A 24,546-nucleotide genomic window follows, 5' to 3' on the forward strand; every position below is an offset into this window, starting at 1 on the left:
GTCCCGCAAGGTTTCCAAACGGTCCCGCAAGGTCTCAGATATCCAGCACCAGCCGCTGCCCCTTGGCGCGCGAGATGCAGATCTGCATGACGTTGCCTTCCGCTTTCTCCCGCGCGGTCAGCACGTAGTCGCGATGGTCGATCTCGCCTTCCATGACCGGCGTGGCGCAGACGCCGCATTCGCCGCGCTTGCAGTCGAACATCGGATCGCAGCCGTGCTCGATCAGGCAGTCGAGGATGCTCTGGTCGGCCGGCACAGTGAAGCGCTGGCCCGACTGCGCGAGCTCGACCTCGAAGGCGTGGTCGCCCTCCTCGACCACCGGCGTGGTGAAGAGCTCGAAGTGCACGCGGTCGTGGGTCCAGCCTCGGGCCTGGGTCTGGGCCAGCACGGCGTCGAGCATCAGCTTGGGACCGCAGACATAGAGCCGGTCGCCGGCCGGCATCGCGTCCAGCATGGCGCCGATGTCGAAGGGGCCGCCCTGCTCGGCATCGGCATGCAGGCGCAGGTCGTCGCCGAGCAGCGCTTCGAGTTCCGGCACGAAGGCCATCAGGTCACGGCTGCGGCCGGCATAGTGCATGCGCACCGGCAGGCCCTCGGCCCGGCGGCGCGTCGCCATGCTGGCGAGCGGCGTCACGCCGATGCCGCCGGCCAGCAGCACCGTGCCGCCCGGCCCGGTGTGCAGCGGAAAGTCGTTCTTGGGCGCCTCGATGGTGATCGCATCGCCCTCGCGCAGGCGCTCGTGCATGAAGCGCGAGCCGCCGCGGCCCTCGGCCTCCTTGCGCACCGCGATCGCGTACGCGATCGGTGCGTCGGTCGCCTTCGCATCGGCGGAAAAATTGATCAGCGAGTAGTGGCGCCAGTCGGCCGAACCGTCGGGCAGTTCGACGCGCACGCGGATATGGGCGCCGGCGGCGAAGCCGGGCAGCACGCCTCCGTCTTCCCGACGCAGCGTGAAGGTCTTGATCAGCGGATTCAGTTCGCGCGCCTCGGCGACGCGCAGTTGCAGGGTCAGGGGCTGGGCGGACATGGCGGGTCTTCCGTGGTTCAGGCGAGCGCGTGGCGGGCCAAGGCGGCTTGCAGCTTGCTGCCGTGCTCGTCGGCCAGCGCGGCATCGCGCAGCTCGCGCAAGGTGGCGGGCGCGATCGCGGCGCCGGCTCGCTGGACGGCCGCCATCACGGTGTCGTAGTTGCGCAGGCCGCGCTCGTGGGTGTCGCTGTAGCCCTTGACCAGCCGCTGGCACTGGGCGATCTCGATCGCGAGTTCGGGATGGCGCGGCGCGATGCCCGCGATGCGTGCCAGCCATTCCTCGATGCGCCGGTTTTCCTCGGCATAGCGCAAGGTCGAGCGGCGCCAGCGCTTGCAGGCCGCCACCGTGCGCAGCATCAGGTAGCCGCGCAGCGAACTGGTCTGGACCACGCGGCCCTTCTGCGTGAAATGCTCGACCAGGCGGCGCGGCAGGGGCGAGTCCATGAGCCAGCGGCCGATGCCGGCCGGCAGCGTCTCGCAGATCTCCTGCAGCCGCGGGTGCATGTATTCGTTGATCGCGAGCACCTGGCCGTCCTGCACGCGGGCCTCGCCGCGCACGCGGTCGAAGCGCGTGGAGCGGGTCTTCAGGTCGGCGACGCGGGCCGTGTCCTCGTAGGACATCCAGAGCGCCAGGTGGCGCGCGGTCTCGCGCAGCAGGCGGCCATCGTCGTCGCCGGCCAGCGCGGCGATGGCGGCCATGCGATCGAGGTACAGGCCGGCGTAGTCCAGGTCCTGGTAGTCGATGAGTCGGCGCACGCCCTCGAGCAGGAACTGCTGCGCCGACGAGGGGAATTTCTGTTGCACACGGTCGACCAGCGCCCGCACCGCCGGATGGCGCGGCGCGGGCGCGGGCGCCGGCGCTTCGGCCGCCGCGGTCTCGGGCTCGCCCTCGCCCTCGCCCTGCGCGCGCAGGTAGGCGCTGCCGAAGGCCTTGAGGCTGGGCTTGACGCCGACCCCGCCGCGCTCGATCGTGGCCTCGAACTGGGCCCGGCTGAAGGGCAGCACGCCGGCGCCCGCGAGCGCGCCGAACAGCACCGCGCTGATCACGCTGCCCGAGGCCTCGGCGGCCTGCGCCATGTCGAAGCGGATGAAGCGCTTGGCGGCGCGCTCGGCGTGCTTCTGGAGTTCGCTGCTGTCGACCCGGCCGTCCCCCAGCGCGCTCTTCTCGGCGATCGAGTAGACGCGGTGGGTCGACGCGACCAGCGTGGTGCGGTCGCGCGTGACCAGCCCGCGCTGCACCGCGCGGCCGGCCTCCATGAGTTCGGACGCCAGCACCACGTCGACGTCGCCGGGCAGCGGCATCAGCGCCAGCACCGGACGCGCGCCATCGGCCTCGGCCTGCGCCTCGGGGTAGAGCTCGACGTAGTAGATGGTGGCGCCGGTACGCTGGGCCACGCCGGGCACCGAGGTGGTCTGCGCCAGGTAGCCGTTGGCCTCGCCCATGTCGACGATCCAGTCGGCCAGCACGCCGCCGCCCTCGCCGCCCATGGCGAGAATCGCAATCTTTATAGGTTGAGTCCGCATCGTTTTCACTTCAGAAGGCATAGGCCGCGCGGCGCTTGGCCTCGCCCTTTTGCAGCCAGCCGATGACCTTCGCGCGCAGGCTCTCGCGCAGCAGGTCCCAGCGGCTCGGGTTGCTCACGATCTGCGCCTTGTAGAACGAGGGGCAGAGCACCGCGGCATGCGAGACCTCGCCGCAGACGCCGCAGCCGACGCAGCTGTCGAGCACGGTCGCGACCGGGTCGGTGCGCAGCGGATCGGGGTTCGGCTTGATCGACAGCGAGGGGCAGCCCGACAGCCGGATGCACGAGTGGTCGCCGGTGCAGGTGTCGGAGTCGACGCCGAACTTCTCGCGCACCATGCGCTTGCCGTCGGCGATCGCCTTTCGCACCAGCGGCTTCTCGCGCCGCTGCCGGTTCAGCATGCACTCCGACTGCGCGATCAGCACCTTCGGCCCCTTCTCCTTGGTCGTCAGCGCGTCCTTCAGCGCATCGCGCATGCCGGCGACGTCGTAGGTGCGGCGCAGGGTCCTCACCCACTGGACTCCGACGCCGCGCACCGCGCGCTCGATCGCGTGGCCGGTGCTGCGAGTCGCATTGTTCGCGCTCGACGACAGGATGTCCTGCCCGCCGGTGGCCGAGGTGTAGTTGTTGTCGACCACGATGGTCAGGTTGTCGCTGCGGTTGAAGACCGCGTTGGCGACGCCGCTGGTGAGGCCGTTGTGCCAGAAGCCGCCGTCGCCCATCACCGAGATCGCGCGCTTGCCCGCCGGCGCGTTGAGCGCCGAGGCGCCGGCGCCGCCGAGCCCGTAGCCCATCGTGGTGTTGCCGATATTGAAGGGCGGCAGGATCGAGAACAGGTGGCAGCCGATGTCGGCGCTCACGTGGTGCGCGCCCAGCTCGCGCTCGACCAGCTTCATCGCGCTGAAGATCGGCCGCTCGGGGCAGCCGGTGCAAAAGCCCGGCGGCCGCGCATGCACGCTGTCGCCGAGCGGCAGCGAAGGCTCTGGCGCCGCGTCGACCCCGATCGCCGCGACCGCGGTCAGCGGGATCACCTTGCGCACCGGCACGGGAACCGGCAGCGGCTGCAGCCGCCCGTAGCGCTCGCAGAAGCTGCGCGCGCCCTTGAGCAGTTCGGCGGCCGTGTATTCGCCGGCCACCGGCAGCATGTCCTTGCCGTGCAGCGCGGTGGTGGAGCCGGCCTGGCGCAGGATGGTCGCCAGGTTCTGCTCGACGAAGTTGGGCTGCCCTTCCTCGACGATCAGCACCGCGCGCTTGCCTTCGCAAAAGCGCAGCACCTCGCTCTCGATCACCGGGTAGGCCACGTTCATGACGTACAGCGGCACCTTCGAGTCACCGTAGACATCGGCCAGGTCGAGCCGCTCGAGCGCGCGCACCAGGGTGTTGTAGCTGCCGCCCTGCACGATGATGCCGATGTCGTCGGCGCCCTCGGAAAAGAACTCGTTGAGCCCGCGCTCCTCGATGAATTTCACGGCCGCGGGCCAGCGCTCGCGCACCTTCTCCTGCTCGTGCACGAAGCTCGCGGGCGGCAGCACGATGCGGCCGACGTCGCGCTGCGGATTCTCGAGCGCATCCTGCAGCGTGAACTTGGCGCGCTTGTTGTCGCCCGCGATGAAATGCCCGTGCACGTGGCAGGCGCGGATGCGCAGCTGCAGCATCACCGGCGTGCTGCTGGCCTCGGACAGATCGAAGCCCTGCTTCACGGCCTCGACGATCGACGGCAGGTTGGGCCGGGGATCGAGCAGCCAGATCTGCGACTTCATCGCGAAGGCGTGGCTGCGCTCCTGCATGATCGAGGAGCCTTCGCCGTAGTCCTCGCCGACGATGATCAGCGCGCCGCCGGTGACGCCGCCGGAGGCCAGGTTGGCCAGCGCGTCGGAGGCCACGTTGGTGCCGACCGTCGCCTTGAAGGTCACGGCGCCGCGCAGCGGATAGTTGACCGAGGCCGCCAGCGTCGCCGCGGCCGTGGCCTCGCTGGCGCTGTTCTCGAAACGGATCCCGTGCTCGCTCAGGATGTCCTGCGCGTCGGCCAGCACATCCATCAGGTGCGAGATCGGTGCGCCCTGGTAGCCGGCGACGTAGGACACGCCGGACTCCAGCAAGGCCTTGGTGACTGCCAGAATGCCTTCACCGCGGAATACATCCCCACCGGAAAGCCGCAGCTTCTTTACCTCTTCGACGAACGAGCGCTCTGCCATCTTGTTCCTTCATTCGTGGGACTGCGGGTCTCTAGCGGCACCGCGGTCTTTATAATATTGACAACTGAATGTATTCAAAATCATGGATAACCCTAGACGAGCAAGTAGCGTGCCCACCACGAGTCCGGGGCCGTTCAGGGAAGAGGCGGCGGCGCCGAGCCACCGTTTCGTCGACGACTACCTGCCCGCGCTGCTGGCGCAGGCGAGCCAGCTGATCTCGTCGGAATTCCACCGGGTGGCGCGCCAGCACGGCTTCTCGGTCTCCGAGTGGCGGGTAATGGCCTCGCTGGCCGGCGGGCAGGCGATCAGCATCGGCGCGCTGGCGCAGGTCACGGTGACCAAGCAGCCGACCGTGACGCGGCTGCTCGACCGCATGGAAGCGCGCGGCCAGATCGAGCGCCTGCCCCATGACAGTGATCGGCGCGTCACCCTGGTGCGCATCACGCCCCAAGGCGCGCAGGCGGTGGAGCACCTGATGGAACTGGCACGCGAGCATGAGCTGCGGGTGCTCGAGCCCTTCGGCCTGGAGCGCGCCGAGGAACTCAAGCGCACGCTGCGCCACATCATTGCGCTGCACGCGGACGCAGCGGGCGAGGCGGTCGAAGAAGACGAGTGAAGGCCGGCCTCAGGGCCGGGCCACCAGCACCGCCCGGCCCCGATGGCCGCGCTGGGCGATCCAGTCCAGCGCCGCGGCGGCGTCCTCGAGCGCGAAGGGCTGGACGTCCAGGCGCAGCCTGCCGTCGGCCAGCCGGGCCAGCAATTGCGGCGCCGCCGCCCGCCCGGCCGCCTCGCGGCGAAACATGTTGAGCGGCAGCAGCGCGACGTCGCGCTGCAGGAAGTGCGCAAGGTCCAGCGCCAGCGCATTGCCCGCCGTGTAGCCGACCAGCACCGCGCGGCCACCGGCCTCCACCCGCGGCAGGGCGGCGGCCAGCACGGCGCCGCCGACCGTGTCGACCAGCAGGTCCGCCGCCACCGATGCCAGCGCCGCCGCCGGGTCGTCCCCGAGCACCCGCACCTTCGCCGCGGAAGGGATGGACTTCGCCTGCGCCGGATCGCTCACCAGGGCCACGACCTCGGCACCGGCATCGAGCGCCAGCTGCACGAGCAGCGAGCCCACCGCACCGGTCGCGCCGGTCACCAGCACGCGCTCGCCGGCGCGCAGCCGGGCGACCTCGTGCAGCGCCACCCAGGCCGAGGTGCATGGCGAGAAGAAGGCCGAGCCGAGGGTGGCGGGCACGGCGTCGGGCAACAGGCCCAGCGCCTCGTCGGGCGCATCGATCAGCTCGCACCAGGTGCCGTCGAACAGGGTGCCCAGTCCGCTGCCGCGCAGCCACACCCGCTGGCCTTCGGGAAGGCTGCCGCTGGCGACGACCACGCCCGCCGCCTCGACGCCCGGCGTGTAGGGGAACGGCGGATGCTTCAGGAAGCTGCCGCGCCAGACCGTGCGGTCGATGTGGCCGACGGTGGCGGCCTCCATGCGCACGATGGTGCGGCCCGCGCGCCGCTGCGGCTCGGCCGCCTGCTCCAGCAGGGGCGGCGCGCCGAAGGCATGCACGCGCACGGCCTTCATGCAAGCGTCTCCAGGAAGTCCAGCACCGCGGCCGCGAAGGCCTCGGGCATCTGGTCGGGCAGCGGCACCATGCCGCCCGGGAGGTCGACGATGCGCGCCTGCGGCAGCGCGTGCTGCAGTTCGGCCGCATGCGGCGAGGCGAAAGGGTCGTCGGTCGCGCGCAGGATCAGCACCGGCTGCCGCACCCGATGGATGCTGTCTTCCATGCGGTAGGCGGCGACCGCGCGATGCCCGTCCTCGGGGCCGCCGCCGGCCTTGAGCGCATCGCGCACGAAGGCCTCCAGCAGTTCGGGGCGCCCGGCCGGATAGAAGCCCTGGCGGCGCTGCCACAGCGCGGCGAGGTGGCTGCCGTCTTCGCTGGGCGCGACCTCGTCGATCGGCGGCCGCGCGGCGCGTGCACGCCGGAAGCCTTCGTCGGTGAGGGGCGTGGACGACAGCACCAGGCCGCGCACCCGATCGGGGAAAGCGGCCGCGAGCTCGACCGCGATGACGCCGCCCGTGTGGTGGCCGACGAGGTCCGCGCGCGCGATCTGCAGCGCATCGAGCAGTTCGAGCGCGACCCGGGCCCAGGCTTCGATGCTCGCCGGGCCGTCGATCGCCGCCGAGTCGCCGAAGCCCGCGGTGTCCATCGCGATCGCGCGGCAGTGGGCGCCGAGCAGGGGCAGCACCTCGCGGTACTCGGTCCAGCTGCGCGGCGACTGGTGCAGCAGAAGCACCGGCGGCGCCTCGGCGGCACCGCACTCGGCATAGTGCACCTGGCCCACCGACAGGTCGGCGAAGGCGCGCCGGATCTTCATGGCAGCGTGTCGGAGGCCGGCGGCTGCCACAGCCCGGCATGCTTGAGCATGCCCAGCGTGCGCGACAGCACGTCGCCGCGGTAGGCGGCCACGTCGCGCCCTTCGTAGTCGTAGAAGCCGCTGCCGCTCTTGAGGCCGAGCCGGCCTTCGTCGACCATGCGGTCGACGATCGCAGGCGCCGTGTAGCGGGCGCGGTCGATCGAGGCCGACATCTCGCGGCTCGCATGGTGCAGGATGTCGCAGCCGCCGAAGTCGATGAACTCGACCACGCCGAGCGCCGCGAAGCGCAGCCCCAGGCCGTAGCGCGTGGCCTTGTCGATCTCCTCGGCGGTGGCGGCGCCCTCCTCGATCATGCGGGCCGCCTCGTTCATGACCAGCGCCTGTAGCCGCGGCACGATGTAGCCGGGCGTCGCGCCGCAGACCACCGGCAGCTTGCCGATGCCCTCCATGATCGCCTTGGTGCGCGCCAGCACGGCCGGGTCGGTGCCCGCATGGCAGCTCAGCTCGACCACCGGGATCACGTAGGCCGGATTGAGCCAGTGCATGTTGAGGAAGCGCTCGGGCTTGTGCACCAGCGCCGCCAGCTGCGTCACGAGGATGCTGCTGGTGGTAGAGGTGATGATCGCGTCGTCGCGGCAGTGCCGGTTGAGCCAATCGAAGGCCTCGCGCTTGGCCTCGAGCGTCTCGGGCACGCCTTCGAACAGCAGCTCCGCAGCGGCCAGCGCCGACGGTGCGTCCGCTGCGCCGACGAACTCGACCCGCGCCGCGATCGCCGCCACCTGCGCGGCATCGATCACGCCGAGCCGGGCCAGGCCGGCCAGGCTGCCTTCGATCTCGGCCCGCGCTTCGCCGCGCAGCTTCTGCCAGGCCTCGTCGCTGCGCTGGCGCAGGTCGACCAGCGAGATGCGATGGCCGGCATAGGCGAAGGCGATCGCGATGCCGCGGCCCATGCGGCCGGCACCCACTGCTGCGAAGCGAGGCCGGTCATTCGCCATCGTGCAGTCTCTTCTTGAGTTGCGCCGCGCTCAGGCCCGCGAGGCCGAGCGTCTCCAGCGTGCGCGGACCCTGGCGCAGGTCGCGCCCGAGGAAGCCGCCGACGATCGCCAACAGCCCATGCGCGATCGGCGCATCGACGCCGACGAAGCGCGCGGTCGAGGCCAGGAAGGCGAGCCCGAGCTCGGTGTCCTCCGTGATGTAGCGGTGCGTGTGCAGGTCGATGTTCTCGCGCCAGTCGCCCGACTTCACGAGTTGCTTGTGAGCATCGCCGTACATCCACTGGTCGTTGTTGTAGTGGTCGGCCAGCGGATAGTGCGGCGCGCCCTGCCCGAGCGCCTCGCGCACCGCGATGCGCTCCTGGTCGAGCCGGTCGGTGACGTCGCGCACCGCGCGCTGGGTGCCCTCGTTGTGGATGTCCCAGCGCTCGAAGTGCTGCAGCGGCGCGGCGTTCATCACCATCAGCGGCGGATGGATCACCGGGCCGGCGTTCATCAGCGCACCCGAGAGCGCATCGCCGCAGCCATGCACCGCGGGATAGGCGCGGCGGATCACCTCGATCGCCTGCGCCTCCTTGCGCGCCGGATAAACGCCGGTGGGCAGGCGGATCGCGCGGATCGTGACGTTCACCTCGCGCTCGCCGTGCTTGCGCGCCAGGTAGGGCAGCGTGCCGGTCTCGGCCCAGGCCACATCGGCTCGGCTGCCGGCTTCGGCCACCCGGCGCGCCATCACGTAGCTGCCGAAGGTGCCGGGCGGCAGGAACACGACCTGGCCGTCGACCAGGTGGGGTGCCATCGCGCGGGCGATGTCCTCCTGGGCGATCGCGGGGGTCGGGATCACGATCAGCTCGGCCTCGCGCAAGGCGGCGCCGATGTCGGCGGTGGCCAGCGCGAGCTTGACGTCGCGGCTGCCGTCGGCATCCTTCAGCGTGATCGAGCCGGCCTGGACCACGGGCGCCAGCGCCGCTGCATCGCGGCGCCAGAGGCGCACTTCATGGCCGGCTTCGGACAGGTCGGCAGCGGCCGCATAGGCGCCGTGGCCGCCACCGAGGATTGCGATTTTCATGGGGTTGCAGTCGAGGTTGAAGTGGATGGGGCGTCAATACATTACTTTTCAACGTTTCATGTGTCAACTAAAAACGGGCCAGGTTCGCGTTTCCCCGGGTCTCTCGCGTGGCCCCGCCCGGAGAGCCTGCGCGGAAGCTTCGGGCCGCATGAATGACAACGTTTTCATTGGCATCGGCCCGTAACCTATGATGACGGCCGAGCCACGACAAGGCCGCGGAGCCACCCCATGCAGAGCATCAACCGATCGTCGCGAAACCTGAGCATGGGCGTCGTCGACGCCTTGAGCCACCGGATCCGGATCGGGCCCCTGCGCGCCGGCGACAAGCTGCCCACCGAGGCCGAAATCATGAACGAGTTCGGCGTCAGCCGGACCGTGGTCCGGGAAGCGCTGTCACGGCTGCAGGCCGCGGGCATGGTGCAGTCCCGGCGCGGCGTCGGCACCTTCGTGGTCGGGGCGTCGAGCGCCAAGCCCTTCCAGGTCGAGAGCAGCCCCGACGACAGCCTCGTGCAGGCACTGGCCCTGATCGAGCTGCGCATCGGCCTCGAATCCGAAGCTGCCGCCCTGGCGGCGCAGCGTCGCGACAGCGCGGATCTGGAGGCCATCGCGGCAGCGCTGAACGCCTTCAGGACGGCCATGGCGCAAGGCATGGACACGGCGGTGCCAGACTTCCAGCTGCACCTCGAGATCTCGCGCGCCGCCCACAGCCCGCATTTCGCCGCGGTCCTCGAGGCGCTGGGCCCGACCTGCGTGCCGACCGCGTTCCTGGAGGCTGCGGGCGGCGAGGAACCGAGCATCGCCTCGATCGACCGGGTGCTGCTGGAGCATCGCAGCATCGTCGACGCGATCGCGCAGCAGGACGTCGACGCCGCACGCGCCGCGATGCGAACCCACCTGGTGAACGGCCGCGAGCGGCGGCGCGCTTCCGAGTTGCCAAGGCAGCCGCGGCCCCGCTAGGGCGTCAAGAACCTGTTCTCAGGTCGACTGCCGCTCGATCATGCGGAAGCCCAGGTCGACGATGGGGTTCGCGATCGTCTCGCCGCGGCAGCGGTCGACGATCAGCCGCGCCGCCAGCCGGCCGATCTCGGCGCCGTCCACATGCACGGTGGAGATCGAGGGGACCGTGTAGGCACCGAAATCGGCGTTGCCGAAGCCGCAGATCGCCAGGTCCTGCGGCACGCGCAAGCCCCGTGCGAGCGCCTCCACGATCACGCCATGCGCCAGTTGGTCCGAGCTGCAGCAGATCGCCTCCAGTCGCGGGTCCTTCGCCAGCAACTCCCCGAGGGCGCGGCGGCCCAGTTCGAGGCTGCTGGGCGCCGGCACGAAGGCGGTCGGCAGTTCGCGCCCGATCGTGGTCTGGAAGCCGTCGCGCCGCATCCGCGCACGATGGTCGTCGCCGCTGGCGATGCCGATCCGCTGCCAGCCCTTGCCGAGGAAATAGCCGCCGACCGCGCTGCCGACTTTCAGATGCGAGAAGCCCACCACCATGTCGATCGGCCGGTCGCTGAGGTCCCAGGTCTCGACCACCGGGATGCCGGAGCGGCGCAGCCGGTCCCGCGCCCGCTGCGACTGCACGAGGCCGGTGATCACGATGCCGTCGGGCTGGCGGCCGATCATGGTGTTGAGCACGGACTCTTCGCGCTCGGCGTCGTAGGCGGTCTGGCCGAGGATCAGCTGATAGCCGGCCGCCGCCAGCTCGGTCGTGAGCGCCTGCACCGTCGGCAGGAACTGCGACACCGACAGGGCCGGCACGATGCCGCCCACCATGAGGCTGCGCTTGGACTTGAGGCCGCCCGCGAGCAGGTTCGGTATGTAGCCGGTCGACTCGACCGCGGCCTGCACCTTCTCGATCGTCTTCGCCGACACCACGCCCGGATTGCCGAGCGCGCGCGAGGCGGTGATCAGCGACACGCCGGCGGCCCTGGCCACGTCATGCAGGGTGGCCGGCTTGAAGGGAGAAACGGCATTCATTCGGCGTTTGCGTCTGGACGGTTGGAGCTGAAGGCAGCACCCTACCAAAACTGGCCGACCTTCCGCTGACATCGTTAACAGTGAGGGGGAACGCCAACCGCGATGCCCCGGGAAAACCCCGACCGGCTGCCATTGACCGGCCAAAATGACAACGATATCATTCGAATGACAACGTTATCATTCAGGAGACGATTCATGAAGAAGCATCTAGTCGCGATCGCACTGGGCCTGGCGGCCATGGCTGCCAGCGCGCAGGTCTGGCCGGAAAAGACCGTCACGCTGGTCGTGCCCTTCCCGCCGGGCGGCTCGACCGACCAGGTGGCGCGCGCCATCGCTCCGCGGCTCACCGACAAGTTCAAGCAATCTTTCCTGGTCGACAACAAGGCCGGCGCCACGGGCACCATCGGCGCCACCTTCGTCAAGCGCGCGGCGCCCGATGGCACCACCTTCCTCGTGACCTCGCTCGGTCCGCTGGTCATCGTGCCGCACCTGGTCAAGGGTCTGCAGTACGACGCCCTCAAGGACTTCGACCTCATCACGGTGGCGGTCGCATCGCCGAACGTGCTGGTGGTGCCTGCGAATTCGCCGCACAAGAACGTGGCGGACGTGATCGCCTTCGAGAAGGCGAATCCCGGCAAGATGACCTTCGCATCGGCCGGCAACGGCTCCAGCGACCATCTGACCGCCGAGCTGTTCTGGCAGCAGACCGGCACCACGGGCATCCATGTCCCCTACAAGGGTGGCGCACCGGCCCACACCGACCTCATGGGCGGCCAGGTCGATGCTTCGTTCCAGAACATCAACTCGGTCGCGCAGTACATCAAGGGCGGCAAGATGCGCGCGCTGGCCGTCACCAGCGCGAAGCGCTCCCCCGTGCTGCCCGACGTGCCGACCCTGGCCGAGGCCGGCGTCAAGAACGTCGAGGTGGCTTCGTGGCAGGCCATCGTCGCGCCGAAGGGGCTGTCGCCGGCGGTGCGCGACAAGGCCCACGCAGCCTTCGTCGAGGCGCTCAACGACCCGAAGGTCAAGGAGCAGTTCACCTCCATCGGCTTCGAGATGGTCGCCAACACCCCGGCTCAGTTCGCCGAGTTCCAGCAGAAGGAATACGCGCGCTGGAAGAACGTGATCGAGACCGGAAAGATCACGATCGACTGAGCAAGCGCTGCCGCGAAGCGCAGCGGCAGAACCGGACCTCCTGAAAGCAATTCCGCCATGACCACCTCCCCTTCCTCCTCCTCCAGCGACAGCATCACCTGGGTTCGCGTCTCGTCGTGCTACCTGCCGCTCGCCAACCCGATCAGCGACGCCAAGGTCCTGACCGGCCGCCAGAAGCCGATGACCGAGATCGCGATGCTGTTCGCCGAGATCGAGACGAAGGACGGCCATCGCGGCCTCGGCTTCAGCTACTCGAAGCGCGCCGGCGGCCCGGGCCAGTTCGCGCATGCGAAGGAGATCGCACCGGCACTGATTGGAGAAGACCCGAGCGACATCTCCAGGCTCTGGACCAAGCTGTGCTGGGCCGGGGCCTCGGTCGGCCGCAGCGGCATGGCGGTGCAGGCGATCGGCGCCTTCGACGTCGCGCTCTACGACCTGAAGGCCAGGCGCGCCGGCCTCTCGCTGTCGAAGCTGCTCGGCTCGCAGCGCGATTCGGTGCAGTGCTACAACACCTCGGGCGGCTTCCTCCATACGCCGCTCGACCAGTTGCTGGTGAACGCGGCGGCCTCGCGTGAGCGCGGCATCGGCGGCATCAAGCTCAAGGTCGGCCAGCCCGACCGGGCTCTGGACATCCGCCGTGTGGAGGCGGTGCGCAAGCACCTGGGCGACGACATGCCGCTGATGGTCGATGCCAACCAGCAGTGGGACCGGCCGACGGCTCAGCGCATGTGCCGCATCTTCGAGCAGTTCAACCTGGTGTGGATCGAAGAGCCGCTCGATGCCTACGACTTCGAGGGCCACGCGGCGCTGGCGGCCCAGTTCGACACCCCGATCGCCACCGGCGAGATGCTGACCAGCGCGGCCGAGCACGGAGAACTGATCCGTCACCGCGCCGCCGACTACCTGATGCCCGACGCGCCCCGCGTGGGCGGGATCACGCCCTTCCTGAAGGTCGCCGGCCTGGCGGAGCAGGCCGGCCTCAGCCTGGGCCCGCACTTTGCGATGGAACTGCACGTTCATCTGGGCGCGGTCTACGCGACCGAGCCCTGGGTCGAGCATTTCGACTGGCTCGAGCCCCTGTTCAACGAACGCCTCGAGATCCGCAACGGCCGCATGCTGGTGCCGACCCGCCCCGGCCTCGGCCTGAGCCTGAGCGAACAGGTCAAGGGCTGGACGCGCGAGGAAGCCGAAACGGGCCGCAGAGCCTGAGCACGCGCGGCGCCGAACATCGAACATCGAAGAACTCCCATGAGCGAATCCCTCACACACAAGCCGCCGCTCACCATCCGCATGCACGCGAACGACAACGTCGCGATCGTGGCCAACGACGGCGGCCTGGCGGGCGGCACGGTGTTCCCCTCGGGCCTGGTGCTGCGCGAGAAGGTGCCCCAGGCGCACAAGGTGGCGCTGGTCGACATCCCCGAGGGCGGCGTGGTGCGCCGCTACGACGTGCCGATCGGCTACGCGCTCAAGGACATCCCGGCCGGCAGCTGGGTGCACGAGCGGCTCCTGAAGATGCCCGCCGCGCGCGAGCTCCAGGGCCTGCCCATCGCCACCGTCAGGCCGCCCGCGGCGGCGGCGCTCGAGGGCTACACCTTCGAGGGCTTTCGCAATCCCGACGGCTCCGTCGGCACCCGCAACATCCTGGCCATCACCCAGACCGTGCAGTGCGTGGCCGGTGTCACCGATTTCGCGGTCCAGCGCATCAAGGCCGAGCTGCTGCCCCGGTTCCCCAACGTCGACGACGTCGTCGCCCTCGCCCACGGCTACGGCTGCGGCGTGGCGATCGACGCCCCCGACGCCGTCATCCCGATCCGCACGCTGCGCAACATCAGCCTCAATCCGAACTTCGGCGGCGAGGTGATGGTGGTCAGCCTGGGCTGCGAGAAGCTGCAGCCCGAGCGCCTGCTGCCCCCGGGCAGCATCGCGCTGGTGGACGAGCGCAACGTGGCCGACGTCGGCGACAGCGCCGACGCCAAGCTCGACGTCGTCTGCCTGCAGGACGAGGCCCACGTGGGCTTCATGTCGATGGTCGACTCGATCCTGCGCCAGGCCGAGGAGCATCTCGAACGACTGAACGCCCGCCGGCGCGAGACCGTGCCCGCCAGCGAGCTGGTGGTGGGCGTGCAGTGCGGCGGCAGCGACGCCTTCTCGGGCGTGACGGCCAACCCGGCGGTGGGTTTCTGCACCGACTTGCTGGTGCGCGCCGGTGCCACCGTGATGTTCTCCGAGGTGACCGAGGTGCGCGACGGCATCGACCAGCTGACCTCGCGCGCCAGCACGCCCGAGGTGGCCGAGGCGATGATCCGCGAGATGGCCTGGTACGACGCCTACCTGGACCGCGGGCGCGTGGACCGCAGCGCCAACACCACGCCCGGCAACAAGAAGGGCGGGCTCTCCAACATCGTGGAGAAGGCGATGGGCTCGATCGTCAAGAGCGGCAGCGCGCCGATCTCGGGCGTGGTCGCGCCGGGCGAGAAGGCCCGCCAGAAGGGGCTGCTGTACGCCGCCACGCCGGCGAGCGACTTCATCTGCGGCACCTTGCAACTGGCCGCGGGCATGAACCTGCACGTCTTCACCACCGGCCGCGGCACGCCCTACGGCCTGGCCGAGGTGCCGGTGATCAAGGTCGCCACCCGCAGCGACCTGGCGCGCCGCTGGCACGACCTGATGGACGTCAACGCCGGGCGCATCGCCGACGGCGACGCCACCATCGAGGACATCGGCTGGGAGATGTTCCGACTGATGCTCGAAGTCGCCAGCGGCCGCCGCAAGACCTGGGCCGAGCAGTGGAAGCTGCACAACGCACTGGTGTTGTTCAACCCGGCACCGGTCACGTGAGGCCTTGCGGGACAAATCCTGAGACCTTGCGGGACAGACCAAGAAACTGCGCAGCAGTTTTTGCTCTGTCCTCAACTGATCAGAAGTCTCCCCCAGCCACCTCGATCCTCACCTCCACCGCCCCAGCCACCCCAAACGCCTCCGCCCCCTCATCGAGCCTGCCAAGCACATGAAACCCCCCTCTGATCTTCTGCCCGTCGTGGCGATGAAAGATCGCGAGGTCGGGCCCCGGCGCCCAGCAGATCATGTCGCCGGCCTCGCAGGCCCGGCTCCGGGTCCGCGTGCGCCGACGCGAGATGGCGCGCGGCAGCGGACCGAACTTCTCCCTGTTGAAGAGATCGTGCATCGTGATCGCGAGCGGCAGCATGGCGGCGAACTCCCGTGCCGTCGGGTTGTCGGCCAGAGTGGCCGGAATGACCTTGCCGTCGAGTTTCAGATGGATCTTCATGATTGACCTTTCGCGCGGGCCGATCGACAGGGCGAGCGCCTCCACGCGATGCCGACCGGCGGCATCGCCGATCGGGCGATGGGATTGATTGAAATTCGGGCCGCTGCCGGCGGCAGCGCTGCGCTCGCCGGCTCAGGCGCTCCTGCGGCCCAGTTGAAGTTCACGCAGGCGCTTGACGTCGCGTGCCGGCGGCAAGCCGAAGAAGCGGCTGTACTCGCGATTGAACTGCGACTGGCTCTCGTAGCCCACGCGGTGCCCCGCGGTCGCGGCATCCACGTGTTCGCTGATCATGATTCGCCGCGACTCCTGCAGGCGCAGCTGCTTCTGGAACTGCAGCGGGCTCATGGCCGTGACGGCCTTGAAGTGCTGGTGCAGGGACGACACGCTCATGTGGACTTCATCGGCCAGTTCCTCGACCCGGAGCGGCTGCTGGAAACGCTGCGAGAGCACGCTGATGGCCTGCGAGATGCGCTGGCTGTGGCTGTCGACCACCGCCATCTGCGCCAGCCGCCAGCCGTCGGGCGACCTCAGCAGGCGGTACAGGATCTCGCGGGTGATCAGCGGCGCCAGCGCCGCCACGTCGTCGGGCGAATCCAGCAGCTTGAGCATGCGCAGGACCGGATCCAGCAGCGTGGGGGACAGCTCGCCGGTGAAGATGCCGCGTTGCGAAGCTCGCGTCGGGAAGCTCTCGCCGAGCCGAAGATCCAGGGCCAGCGCAGCGATGTCCTTGACGTCGAAGCCGAGCCTGAGCCCGAGGTACGGCGCCTCGGGCGATGCGTCGACCACCTGGCCCGCCACCGGAAGGTTCTGCGCCACCACGAGGTACTGGCTGCTGTCGTAGATGTACACCTCTTCGGCCAGCAGCACCCGCTTGCTGCCCTGGGCCAGCACGCAGAAGGCCGGTTCGTGCATCGCGTGCACCGGATGCTGCATCTGCGACACCCGGGCCAGCGTGAGGCGCGGTATCGCGGTCTCGTGAGCGCCGTCGCTGCCGGTGACGCGGTCGATGATCGCGGCGAGCTCGGCCCTCATCACGGTGGTCTGCAACTGGTCGACGGGACGCTCGCTGCGCAGTGCGTGGGGGATGGATGTCTGCATGGACCGAAGCTTATGCATCCCGACGCCCTTTGTCTCGGCTCTCTCCTTGCCGCCGGAGGATCGTGCAAACATCTTCAACGATCCAGCAAGGGCGGCTGCAAATCGCGCGCCGGGCCTCTCCGCACAAACGACAAAGCCCGCACGAATGCGGGCCTTGTCCGGCAGAGCGAGCGGCTGCGGGAGCCGCTCCTCAGTCCTCAGCGCGTCGGCTTGAAGCCACGCGGCTTCTGGGCGTCGCGCGGCACGAAGACCTTGCCGCCGCCACCGCCGGCATGGCCGCGCGGGGCGAAGCCGTCGCCACGACCGGCACCGCCGCCGAAGCCGCCGCCGCGCGGGGCATTGTCGAAACCGCCGCGCGGCGCGCTGTCGCCCCAGCCCGGCTTGCGGCCATAGCCGCCGCCGCCTTCATCGCGGCCGCCGCCGAAGCCGGCGTTGCCCGCGTTCTGGAAGCCGCGCGGCGCACCGGCGCCCGGGCCGCGTGCATTGCGGTCGTTGAAACCGCTGGCACCAGCGTAGTTGCTGCCGCCGCCGAAACCACCGGCGTTGCCGCCGCGATGGCCACCGCCGCCACCGAACTTGCGATCGCGCGAATGGTTGTCACGGCTGTCGCGGCCACGGCCGCCGAAGTCGCCTTGCGGGCGCGATTGCGGCGCACGCTGCTGCGGCTCGAGGCCGGGGATGACCTCGGACTTGAACTGCTGGCGGGTGTAGCCCTCGATGTCGAAGATCCGGCGGCGGTCGCGCTGCTCGGCGAAGGTGATCGCCAGACCGTCGCGGCCGGCACGGCCGGTGCGGCCGATGCGGTGGGTGTAGTCCTCGGCCTTCATCGGCAGGCCGTAGTTGAAGACGTGCGTGATGGTCGGCACGTCGATGCCGCGCGCGGCCACGTCGGTCGCCACCAGGATCTGCACCTGGCCCTGACGCAGCGCCATCAGGCGGCGGTTGCGCAGACCCTGGCTCAGGGCACCGTGCAGCGCCACGGCGCTGAAGCCGTCCTGCTGCAGGTCGTTGGCCAGGCCGTCGCATTCGACTTGCGTGCTGGCAAACACGATCGCCTGGTTGATGGTCGTGTCGCGCAGCCAGTGGTCGAGCAGCTTGCGCTTGTGCTGCATGTTGTCGGCCCAGAACAGGCTCTGCTTGATGTTGGCGTGCTTCTCCTGCGGGCTGTCGATGGTGACGCGCTGCGGCTCGCGCATCACGCGCTGGGCCAGCTGCTGGATGCGCGGCGCGAAGGTGGCGCTGAACATCATGGTCTGCTGGCGTTCGATCGTCAGCTGGTTGACTTCGGCCAGGTCGTCCGAGAAGCCGAGGTCGAGCATGCGGTCGGCTTCGTCGACCACCAGGAACTTGACCTGGTCGAGCTTGATCTGCATCGAGCGCTGCAGGTCGAGCAGGCGGCCCGGCGTGGCGACCACGAGGTCGGCGTTCTGCAGCTTGGCGATCTGCAGCTGGTAGGGCATGCCGCCCACCACGTTGGCGATGCGCAGGCCGCGGCAATGCTTGACCAGGTCGATGGCGTCGTGCGCCACCTGCTGGGCGAGCTCGCGCGTCGGGCACAGGATCAGGGCGCCGGGCGTGGCGGCCTTGAAATGGCGCGAGTTGGTCGGGTCCTTGCGCTTGGGCTTCTTGGGCGGCGCTTCGCCGCGGGCAGCGGCTTCGGCGGCCAGGCGCTGGAACTCGGCCTTGCTGGCGGCTTCGGCTTCGGCCTGGCGCTGCAGCAGGGTGTGCAGCACGGGCAGCAGGAAGGCCGCGGTCTTGCCGCTGCCGGTCTGGCTGGACACCATCAGGTCGACGAAGCGGGTCGCGCCGTCGGCACCGCCGCTGGCGGTCATGGCGCGCGGGATCACCTGCTCCTGCACGGTGGTCGGCTGGGTGAAGCCCAGGTCCTCGACCGCGGCGATCAGCTCGGGCGCCAGGCCCAGCTTGATGAAGCCGTTCGGCAGCTTCGGCTCGGCAACGGTCTCGACCGCGTCGAGCGCCTCGAGCTCGGGCACTTCGGCGGCAACGGAAAGCGACTCGCTGACCACGGGGGAAACAGCGAAATCATCGGATTGCACAGGCGCGAACTCGCCCTGCGCTTCAAAAGCGTCGGTCATTTATTCAATCTCAAACGCGAGCGCTGCCGTAGGCGGCGCCCCGTCGGGTGGTGAAAAACATCAACCATCCAACGACGTTCAGCCGTCGACTCTCGTCGGGGCTGCGGCCCGTGATTCAGTCACTCAACGTGACTCGGGCGCGATGTGCAAGATAGGGAGATGCAAGAAAACGCTGAAGGCTGTTCAGCGAAGCCTCGAATTATCGCATGAATCCGGGTTTTTACCTAATCTTCAATCCTGAAGTTTAAGGAAGGTGTCGCGGTAGTGTGCGAGTTCCTCGATCGACTCGTGGACATCGGCCAGCGCCGTATGGGCCTGCTGCTTCTTGAAGCCGTTGTAGGCGGCCGGCTTCCAGCGCTTGGCGAGCTCCTTGAGCGTGCTCACGTCCAGGTTCCGGTAGTGGAAATAGGCTTCCAGCTTGGGCATGTACTTGACCAGGAAGCGGCGGTCCTGGCCGATCGTGTTGCCGCACATCGGCGAGCCGCTCTTGGGGATGTAGCGCGAGATGAAGTGCATCAGCTCCTTCTCGGCGGCCGCCTCGTCGATGGTCGAGGCCTTGACCTTGTCGATCAGCCCGCTGCGGCCGTGGGTGCCCTTGTTCCAGGCATCCATGGCGTCGAGCACCTCGTCGCTCTGGTGGATGACCAGCACCGGCCCCTCGATGCGGGGCGTCAGGTCGGGTCCGGTGACGACCACCGCGATTTCCAGCAGGCGCTCTTTCTCGGGGTCCAGGCCGCTCATCTCGCAGTCGAGCCAGACGAGGTTCTGATCGCTCTTCTTGAGCGTGGCGGGCGCGGTCGGTGCTGTGGTTTCGGGCATCGGGCGATTGTCGTCGATGGCTCGCACCCGGCTCCGGCGCCGGACGCCCCTGATGACAGCAGGCCGACCGGACGGCGGGCGCCAGGCTCCGCGAAGGCGGGGGCTAAACTCTGCCGCCATGTCCAGCCCCCTGACCGCCTCCCTCCTCCTCACGATGGCCTTCGCGCTGGCGCTGGTCGCGGGCCTGCTCATCAAGTTCTGGCTCGCCAGCCGCCAGGTGCGCCACGTGGCGCGGCACCGCGGGGCCGTGCCGGCGCCGTTCCGCGGCGCCATCACCTTGAGCGCGCACCAGAAAGCCGCCGACTACACCGTCGCCAAGACCCGTTTCGGCCTGCTCGAGCTGGCCTGGGGCACCGCCGTGCTGCTGGCCTGGACCCTGTTCGGCGGGCTCGACCTGCTCAACCGCCTGCTGCTCGACGCCCTGGGCGGCGGCATGTGGCAGCAGCTCGCGCTGCTGGCCGCCTTCGCCCTGATCGGCGGCCTGGCCGAGCTGCCCTTCACGCTGTGGCAGACCTTCAGGCTCGAGGAGCGCTTCGGTTTCAACAAGATGACCTGGCGGCTGTGGCTGGCCGACGCCGTCAAGGGCCTGCTGCTCGGCGCCCTGATCGGCCTGCCGATCGCGGCGCTGATCCTCTGGCTCATGGGGGCCGCCGGCGAGCTCTGGTGGCTCTGGGCCTGGGGTGCCTGGATGGGCTTCAACCTGCTGCTGATGCTGGTCTATCCGACCTTCATCGCGCCGATCTTCAACAAGTTCAAGCCGCTCGACGACCTCGCGCTCAAGGAGCGCGTCAATGCGCTGATGCAGCGCTGCGGCTTCGCCGCCAAGGGCCTGTTCGTGATGGACGGCAGCACCCGCAGCGCGCATGCCAACGCCTACTTCACGGGTTTCGGCGCCAGCAAGCGCGTGGTCTTCTACGACACGCTGCTGCGCCAGCTGACCGCCGGCGAGGTCGAGGCCGTGCTCGCGCACGAACTGGGCCACTTCCGCCACAAGCACGTGATGAAGCGCATGGTCGCGATGTTCGCGCTGAGCCTGGCCGGCTTCGCGCTGCTGGGCTGGCTGTCGGCGCGCACCTGGTTCTACACCGGCCTGGGCGTGCAGCCCAACCTCGCGGCACCCAACGACGCGCTGGCGATCCTGCTCTTCATGCTGGCGCTGCCGGTGTTCGGCTTCTTCGTCGCGCCGCTGCCGGTGCGGGTCTCGCGCAAGCACGAGTTCGAGGCCGATGCCTATGCGGTCGCGCAGACCAGCGGCGCCGACCTCTCGGCCGCCTTGCTCAAGCTCTACCAGGACAATGCCTCGACCTTGACGCCCGATCCGCTCTTCGTGAAGTTCTACTATTCGCACCCGCCGGCCTCCGAGCGCCTCGCCCGCATGGCCGCGGCCTGACCTGAAAGAAAGCCGACCATGAGCAGCATGCTGAAAATCAAGGACTGGAAGAACGAGGCCCGCCGGGCGTGCAGCGCCACCGAGATCGTGGCCGGGCTGGCCCGCCTCGAGGGCTGGAAGCTCACGGGCGACGGCAAGGACGTCGCGATCGAGAAGAGCTTCGGCTTCGCCAACTACTTCGAGACCATCGCCTTCGTCAACGCGCTGGCGCTGGTGGCGCATCGGCAGGACCACCATCCCGATCTCTCGGTGCACTACAACCGCTGCGTGGTGCGTTTCAACACGCACGACGTCGGCGGCATCTCGGCCACCGATTTCGAGTGCGCGGCGCAGGCCGACGCGCTGCTCTCCTGAGCCGCCCGATGGACTGCCGCCTTGGCTAAGCAACAGCGCGGCGGCAGTGCCGGCGCTGCCCTGCGCGAGGGGCTGGTGGTCGCCAGCCATGGCCGCCACTGCCTGGTCGAGACACCCGAAGGCGAACGCCTGATCTGCCATCCGCGCGGCAAGAAGAGCCAGGCCCTGGTCGGCGACCGCGTGCAATGGCAGGCCAGCGAGGACGAGGGCACGATCGAGCGCGTGCTGCCGCGCAAGAACCTGTTCTATCGCCGGGACGAGATCCGCACCAAGTCCTTCGCGGCCAATCTCGACCAGGTGCTGATCCTGATCGCGGCCGAGCCCGAGTTCTCCGAGACCCAGCTGACGCGCGCGCTGATCGCCGCCGGGGCCGAGCGCATCACGCCGGTGATCGCGCTCAACAAGAGCGACCTGGCCGTGCCCTTCGAGCGCGCCTGGAAGCGGCTCGCGCCCTACCGCCGCATGGGCTATCGCGTGCTGCCGATGTCGCTCAAGGCCGACGGCGGCAGCGGCCCGGCCGAACTGACCGAGCTGCTCGCCGGCAAGGTCACGCTGGTGCTGGGCCCTTCAGGCGCCGGCAAGAGCACGCTGATCAACCTGCTGGTGCCCGGCGCCCGCGCCCTCACCGGCGAGATCTCGCAGGCCCTGAATTCGGGCAAGCACACCACCACCAGCACCACCTGGTACTGGGTCGACCCGGCACGCACGACCGCGCTGATCGACTCGCCGGGCTTCCAGGAATTCGGACTGCACCATATCGAGCCGATGCAGCTCGCGCACCTGATGCCGGATGTCGCAGCGCAGGCGACCGACTGCAAGTTCTACAACTGCACGCACCTGCACGAGCCGGGCTGCGGCGTCATCGCGCAGGTCGAGTCGCCCACGCACGAAGGCGCGATCAGCGCCTCGCGCTACCGCATCTACGGCGAACTGTTCGCCGAGCTCAGCCAAAGCAGGTACTGACCCCCACGCTCCCCCACTGCGTGTGGGTCGCTGCCCCCCGAGGGGGCCGCAGGCCGCCTTGGGGCGGCCCGGCGCCGGCCTCACTGCTGCGCCCGGCTCAGTGTGCGTCCAGGATCTCTCCGAGCGCCTCGACCAGCGCCCCGCACTGCTCGCGCGTGCCGACGCTGATGCGCAGGTACTGCGCGATGCGCGGCTGCGCGAAGTGGCGCACCAGCACGGCCCGCGAGCGCAGCGCCGCCGCCAGCGCGGCCGCATCGTGGCCCGGATGGCGCACGAACAGGAAGTTGGCCTGCGAAGGCAGCACCTCGAAGCCCAGGTCCTCGAGCTGCAGCGCAAGCCCTTCGCGGGTGTCGACGACCGCATCCCGGGTCTTCTCGAACCAGGCCTGGTCCTCGAGCGCGGCGACGGCGCCGGCACTCGCGAGCCGATCGAGCGGATAGGAGTTGAAGCTGTTCTTGACCCGCTGCAGGCCGTCGATCAGCGGCGCCTGGCCGCAGGCGAAGCCGACCCGCAAGCCGGCCAGCGAGCGCGACTTCGACAGCGTCTGCACCACCAGCAGGTTCGGATGGCGGGCAATCAGCGGCATGGCGCTCTGGCCGCCGAAGTCGACATAGGCCTCGTCGACCAGCACGACCCGCTCCGGGCAGGCCACGAGCAGTTGCTCGATCTGCGCCAGCGGGAGGCCGATGCCGGTCGGCGCGTTCGGATTGGCGATCACGATGCCGCCGCAGCCGGCCGCGGCCCGCCGCGCGAGGGCACCGGCATCGATGCGCAGCGCGTCGTCGACCGGCTGCAGCTCGCAGGCGATGCCGTAGAGCTGCGCATAGACGCGGTAGAAGCTGTAGGTGATGTCGGGCAGCAGCAGCGGCGCGTCCTGCTGGAAGAAAGCGAAGAAGGCATGGGCCAGCACTTCGTCGGAGCCATTGCCGGCGAACACCTGGCGGCTGTCGAGCCCATGGCGCGCCGCGATCGCCGCGCGCAGCACGGTCGACTCGGGGTCCGGGTAGCGCTCGAGCCCGTCCTCGGCCGCGCCCTGGATCGCATCGATCGCCCGCGGCGATGGTGGATACGGGTTCTCGTTGGTGTTGAGCTTGACCAGATTCGCGATGCGCGGCTGCTCGCCCGGCACATAGGGCTCGAGCGCGGCGATGCGGGGGCTCCAGAAGGCCGGCGTCATCCGAGCAGCCGGGCCAGTGTCAGCAGCGCCAGCAGCACCATCCACATCACGACCGAGCGCCAGACCAGGCCGACCACGCTGCGCAGGTGGCCGGGCTCGGGCTCGCGGCCCGGGGTGCTGCCGCCGTCGGGCGCGGGGCCGCCGGCGAACGAATCGCCGGCCTGGGCCCGCGACAGCGGATCGTTGACCGGCACCGCACTCAAGGTGCCGCCGCCGAGGCTGACGTTGACCGCGCCGGAAGTGGCCGCGAGGATCACGCCGTCGTTGACGTTGGGAAAGCGGCGGGCGTCGTTGCGCCAGCAATCGATCGCTTCCTCGAAGCTGCCGACCACCGCGAAGCCCAGCGCCGTGATGCGCGCCGGCAGCCAGTCGATCAGCCCCCAGGCCTTCGCCGCGGCCTGCTGCACCCAGATGCTGGACGGCTGCATCGAGGCGCCGTTCTTGTGGGCCCAGTAGCGCGACACGAACTCGCTCATGCGATAGAACACCGCCCCGGCCGGCCCGAGGCCGATGGCCGCGAGGATCGAGAACCAGGCCAGCACGCCGAACACGTGCCGATGAGCCGCGATCACCGAATGCTCGATCACGTGGCGCACGATCTCGCTGCGCGGCAGGTCGGCGGCGTCGACCTGCTGCCAGTGCGCGAGCAGCGAGCGCGCGAGCGGCTCGTCGCCTTCGTCGAGCGCATCGCGGATGCCCGTGAAGTGGTGGCTGAACTGGCGAAAGCCCAGCGTGACGTAGAGCAGCGCGATGCTCCAGAGCACCGCGAAAGGCAGGCCCAGCGTGAGGATCAGCGCCCAATGCACCGCCAGGGCCAGCAGCGTGGGCACGCCCACCGCGAGGCTCCACGCGACCCAGCCGTGGTGCGGCTTGCCGGCGTCGAAGTTGCGGCTGGTCCAGCGCGTCCACGCCAGCACGCCGCCGTAGACGGGGTTGTGGTACGCCAGCGGACGCACCTGCTCGATCAGCAGCGCGCAGAGGATCGCAAAGAAGCTCATTTCTCGATGATAGCGACTGGTCCGGGTCGACTCGGAACGCCGATCCGGCCGGCCGGCGCCGTGACCG

At 69.5% G+C, this 24,546-nt stretch carries 22 protein-coding genes; 8 read left to right on the top strand and 14 right to left on the bottom strand.

The features are described from left to right. Positions 1-34: 34 nt before the first annotated feature. The 3 genes from QTI45_RS12920 to QTI45_RS12930 are packed head-to-tail and all read right to left on the bottom strand — an operon-like array spanning position 35 to position 4,744. Positions 35-1,027: a PDR/VanB family oxidoreductase gene (locus QTI45_RS12920; RefSeq protein ID WP_286654651.1), complete on the bottom strand. Its 993-nt coding sequence runs from the start codon at positions 1,025-1,027 to the stop codon at positions 35-37. 17 nt (positions 1,028-1,044) lie between these two features. Continuing rightward, entirely contained in the window at positions 1,045-2,550 is a 1,506-nt protein-coding gene (locus QTI45_RS12925; protein ID WP_286654652.1) for an indolepyruvate oxidoreductase subunit beta family protein, read from the bottom strand. Positions 2,551-2,560: 10 nt separating this feature from the next. Further along, positions 2,561-4,744, bottom strand: a complete 2,184-nt coding sequence (locus tag QTI45_RS12930; RefSeq protein ID WP_286654653.1) for a thiamine pyrophosphate-dependent enzyme — start codon at positions 4,742-4,744, stop codon at positions 2,561-2,563. Between the two features lie 82 nt (positions 4,745-4,826). Between QTI45_RS12930 and QTI45_RS12935 the strand changes: the two genes are divergently transcribed. Further along, on the top strand, positions 4,827-5,360 hold the full coding sequence (locus tag QTI45_RS12935) for a MarR family winged helix-turn-helix transcriptional regulator (protein WP_444813274.1): 534 nt from the start codon (positions 4,827-4,829) through the stop codon (positions 5,358-5,360). Positions 5,361-5,369: 9 nt separating this feature from the next. Here QTI45_RS12935 and QTI45_RS12940 read toward each other — a convergent pair whose 3' ends face one another. The 4 genes from QTI45_RS12940 to QTI45_RS12955 are packed head-to-tail and all read right to left on the bottom strand — an operon-like array spanning position 5,370 to position 9,169. Further along, positions 5,370-6,314 (bottom strand): quinone oxidoreductase family protein, encoded by a 945-nt coding sequence (locus QTI45_RS12940; protein WP_286654654.1) that lies wholly within the window; start codon positions 6,312-6,314, stop codon positions 5,370-5,372. Next, positions 6,311-7,111 (bottom strand): alpha/beta fold hydrolase, encoded by an 801-nt coding sequence (locus QTI45_RS12945; RefSeq protein WP_286654655.1) that lies wholly within the window; start codon positions 7,109-7,111, stop codon positions 6,311-6,313. The genes QTI45_RS12940 and QTI45_RS12945 overlap by 4 nt, the downstream gene beginning before the upstream one ends. After that, positions 7,108-8,106 (bottom strand): 3-hydroxybutyryl-CoA dehydrogenase, encoded by a 999-nt coding sequence (locus QTI45_RS12950; RefSeq protein WP_286654656.1) that lies wholly within the window; start codon positions 8,104-8,106, stop codon positions 7,108-7,110. The genes QTI45_RS12945 and QTI45_RS12950 overlap by 4 nt, the downstream gene beginning before the upstream one ends. Then, positions 8,096-9,169 (bottom strand): NAD/NADP-dependent octopine/nopaline dehydrogenase family protein, encoded by a 1,074-nt coding sequence (locus QTI45_RS12955; protein ID WP_286654657.1) that lies wholly within the window; start codon positions 9,167-9,169, stop codon positions 8,096-8,098. The genes QTI45_RS12950 and QTI45_RS12955 overlap by 11 nt, the downstream gene beginning before the upstream one ends. 228 nt (positions 9,170-9,397) lie before the next feature. Here QTI45_RS12955 and QTI45_RS12960 point away from each other — a divergent pair, with 228 nt between their 5' ends. Then, the gene (locus QTI45_RS12960) at positions 9,398-10,126 is read left to right on the top strand and encodes a FadR/GntR family transcriptional regulator (RefSeq protein ID WP_286654658.1); all 729 of its coding nucleotides are present in this window, start codon (positions 9,398-9,400) and stop codon (positions 10,124-10,126) included. Positions 10,127-10,144: 18 nt separating this feature from the next. On the opposite strand, the gene QTI45_RS12965 is transcribed toward QTI45_RS12960, so the two are convergent. Continuing rightward, positions 10,145-11,140: a LacI family DNA-binding transcriptional regulator gene (locus tag QTI45_RS12965; RefSeq protein ID WP_286654659.1), complete on the bottom strand. Its 996-nt coding sequence runs from the start codon at positions 11,138-11,140 to the stop codon at positions 10,145-10,147. 195 nt (positions 11,141-11,335) lie between these two features. Between QTI45_RS12965 and QTI45_RS12970 the strand changes: the two genes are divergently transcribed. Genes QTI45_RS12970 through garD form a run of 3 tightly spaced genes read left to right on the top strand, consistent with a single transcriptional unit; the run spans position 11,336 to position 15,136 of the window. Next, complete coding sequence (locus tag QTI45_RS12970; protein ID WP_286654660.1) at positions 11,336-12,295, top strand: Bug family tripartite tricarboxylate transporter substrate binding protein; 960 nt, start codon at positions 11,336-11,338, stop codon at positions 12,293-12,295. Between the two features lie 57 nt (positions 12,296-12,352). After that, positions 12,353-13,504 carry an L-talarate/galactarate dehydratase gene (locus QTI45_RS12975; protein WP_286654661.1) on the top strand — a complete coding sequence of 384 codons (1,152 nt, stop codon included), beginning with the start codon at positions 12,353-12,355 and terminating at the stop codon, positions 13,502-13,504. Positions 13,505-13,543: 39 nt separating this feature from the next. After that, positions 13,544-15,136, top strand: a complete 1,593-nt coding sequence (gene garD, locus QTI45_RS12980) for a galactarate dehydratase (RefSeq protein WP_286654662.1) — start codon at positions 13,544-13,546, stop codon at positions 15,134-15,136. 79 nt (positions 15,137-15,215) lie between these two features. Here the strand turns inward: garD and QTI45_RS12985 are convergent, their stop codons facing one another. The 4 genes from QTI45_RS12985 to orn all read right to left on the bottom strand — a co-directional run bounded on the left by QTI45_RS12985 (position 15,216) and on the right by orn (position 19,597). Beyond that, complete coding sequence (locus tag QTI45_RS12985) at positions 15,216-15,584, bottom strand: cyclophilin-like fold protein (protein ID WP_286654663.1); 369 nt, start codon at positions 15,582-15,584, stop codon at positions 15,216-15,218. Positions 15,585-15,716: 132 nt separating this feature from the next. Then, a complete protein-coding gene (locus tag QTI45_RS12990; protein WP_286654664.1) occupies positions 15,717-16,682 on the bottom strand; it encodes an AraC family transcriptional regulator in 966 nt (321 codons plus the stop codon). Positions 16,683-16,879: 197 nt separating this feature from the next. Further along, positions 16,880-18,778 (bottom strand): DEAD/DEAH box helicase, encoded by a 1,899-nt coding sequence (locus QTI45_RS12995; RefSeq protein WP_286654665.1) that lies wholly within the window; start codon positions 18,776-18,778, stop codon positions 16,880-16,882. Positions 18,779-19,009: 231 nt separating this feature from the next. After that, positions 19,010-19,597, bottom strand: a complete 588-nt coding sequence (gene orn / locus QTI45_RS13000; RefSeq protein ID WP_286368455.1) for an oligoribonuclease — start codon at positions 19,595-19,597, stop codon at positions 19,010-19,012. A gap of 118 nt (positions 19,598-19,715) precedes the next feature. Between orn and QTI45_RS13005 the strand changes: the two genes are divergently transcribed. Genes QTI45_RS13005 through rsgA form a run of 3 tightly spaced genes read left to right on the top strand, consistent with a single transcriptional unit; the run spans position 19,716 to position 22,304 of the window. After that, positions 19,716-20,987 carry a M48 family metallopeptidase gene (locus QTI45_RS13005; RefSeq protein ID WP_286654666.1) on the top strand — a complete coding sequence of 424 codons (1,272 nt, stop codon included), beginning with the start codon at positions 19,716-19,718 and terminating at the stop codon, positions 20,985-20,987. A gap of 18 nt (positions 20,988-21,005) precedes the next feature. Beyond that, entirely contained in the window at positions 21,006-21,341 is a 336-nt protein-coding gene (locus QTI45_RS13010) for a 4a-hydroxytetrahydrobiopterin dehydratase (RefSeq protein WP_286368453.1), read from the top strand. 21 nt (positions 21,342-21,362) lie between these two features. Next, entirely contained in the window at positions 21,363-22,304 is a 942-nt protein-coding gene (gene rsgA / locus QTI45_RS13015) for a ribosome small subunit-dependent GTPase A (RefSeq protein WP_286654667.1), read from the top strand. 97 nt (positions 22,305-22,401) lie between these two features. Here the strand turns inward: rsgA and hisC are convergent, their stop codons facing one another. Together hisC and QTI45_RS13025 are read right to left on the bottom strand one after the other, a co-directional pair. Next, the gene (hisC, locus tag QTI45_RS13020; protein WP_286654668.1) at positions 22,402-23,481 is read right to left on the bottom strand and encodes a histidinol-phosphate transaminase; all 1,080 of its coding nucleotides are present in this window, start codon (positions 23,479-23,481) and stop codon (positions 22,402-22,404) included. Beyond that, positions 23,478-24,479 (bottom strand): CobD/CbiB family protein, encoded by a 1,002-nt coding sequence (locus QTI45_RS13025; RefSeq protein WP_286368450.1) that lies wholly within the window; start codon positions 24,477-24,479, stop codon positions 23,478-23,480. Before QTI45_RS13025 ends, hisC begins: the two co-directional genes overlap by 4 nt. Between the last annotated feature and the right edge of the window lie 67 nt (positions 24,480-24,546).

It is taken from the genome of Variovorax saccharolyticus (assembly GCF_030316765.1).
Taxonomy (GTDB): domain Bacteria; phylum Pseudomonadota; class Gammaproteobacteria; order Burkholderiales; family Burkholderiaceae_C; genus Variovorax; species Variovorax saccharolyticus.

Bases quoted from the DNA above. Each gene is read 5' to 3' on its own strand.
- QTI45_RS12935 (WP_444813274.1), top strand. From the start codon at position 4,827: ATGGATAACCCTAGACGAGCAAGTAGCGTGCCCACCACGAGTCCGGGG.
- QTI45_RS13010 (WP_286368453.1), top strand. From the start codon at position 21,006: ATGAGCAGCATGCTGAAAATCAAGGACTGGAAGAACGAGGCCCGCCGG.
- QTI45_RS12995 (WP_286654665.1), bottom strand. From the start codon at position 18,778: ATGACCGACGCTTTTGAAGCGCAGGGCGAGTTCGCGCCTGTGCAATCC.
- QTI45_RS12955 (WP_286654657.1), bottom strand. From the start codon at position 9,169: ATGAAAATCGCAATCCTCGGTGGCGGCCACGGCGCCTATGCGGCCGCT.
- QTI45_RS12975 (WP_286654661.1), top strand. From the start codon at position 12,353: ATGACCACCTCCCCTTCCTCCTCCTCCAGCGACAGCATCACCTGGGTT.
- QTI45_RS13025 (WP_286368450.1), bottom strand. From the start codon at position 24,479: ATGAGCTTCTTTGCGATCCTCTGCGCGCTGCTGATCGAGCAGGTGCGT.
- QTI45_RS12945 (WP_286654655.1), bottom strand. From the start codon at position 7,111: ATGAAGATCCGGCGCGCCTTCGCCGACCTGTCGGTGGGCCAGGTGCAC.
- QTI45_RS12970 (WP_286654660.1), top strand. From the start codon at position 11,336: ATGAAGAAGCATCTAGTCGCGATCGCACTGGGCCTGGCGGCCATGGCT.
- hisC (WP_286654668.1), bottom strand. From the start codon at position 23,481: ATGACGCCGGCCTTCTGGAGCCCCCGCATCGCCGCGCTCGAGCCCTAT.
- QTI45_RS12925 (WP_286654652.1), bottom strand. From the start codon at position 2,550: ATGCGGACTCAACCTATAAAGATTGCGATTCTCGCCATGGGCGGCGAG.
- QTI45_RS12960 (WP_286654658.1), top strand. From the start codon at position 9,398: ATGCAGAGCATCAACCGATCGTCGCGAAACCTGAGCATGGGCGTCGTC.
- orn (WP_286368455.1), bottom strand. From the start codon at position 19,597: ATGCCCGAAACCACAGCACCGACCGCGCCCGCCACGCTCAAGAAGAGC.
- QTI45_RS12930 (WP_286654653.1), bottom strand. From the start codon at position 4,744: ATGGCAGAGCGCTCGTTCGTCGAAGAGGTAAAGAAGCTGCGGCTTTCC.
- QTI45_RS13005 (WP_286654666.1), top strand. From the start codon at position 19,716: ATGTCCAGCCCCCTGACCGCCTCCCTCCTCCTCACGATGGCCTTCGCG.
- QTI45_RS12940 (WP_286654654.1), bottom strand. From the start codon at position 6,314: ATGAAGGCCGTGCGCGTGCATGCCTTCGGCGCGCCGCCCCTGCTGGAG.
- QTI45_RS12985 (WP_286654663.1), bottom strand. From the start codon at position 15,584: ATGAAGATCCATCTGAAACTCGACGGCAAGGTCATTCCGGCCACTCTG.
- garD (WP_286654662.1), top strand. From the start codon at position 13,544: ATGAGCGAATCCCTCACACACAAGCCGCCGCTCACCATCCGCATGCAC.
- QTI45_RS12950 (WP_286654656.1), bottom strand. From the start codon at position 8,106: ATGGCGAATGACCGGCCTCGCTTCGCAGCAGTGGGTGCCGGCCGCATG.
- QTI45_RS12990 (WP_286654664.1), bottom strand. From the start codon at position 16,682: ATGCAGACATCCATCCCCCACGCACTGCGCAGCGAGCGTCCCGTCGAC.
- QTI45_RS12965 (WP_286654659.1), bottom strand. From the start codon at position 11,140: ATGAATGCCGTTTCTCCCTTCAAGCCGGCCACCCTGCATGACGTGGCC.
- QTI45_RS12920 (WP_286654651.1), bottom strand. From the start codon at position 1,027: ATGTCCGCCCAGCCCCTGACCCTGCAACTGCGCGTCGCCGAGGCGCGC.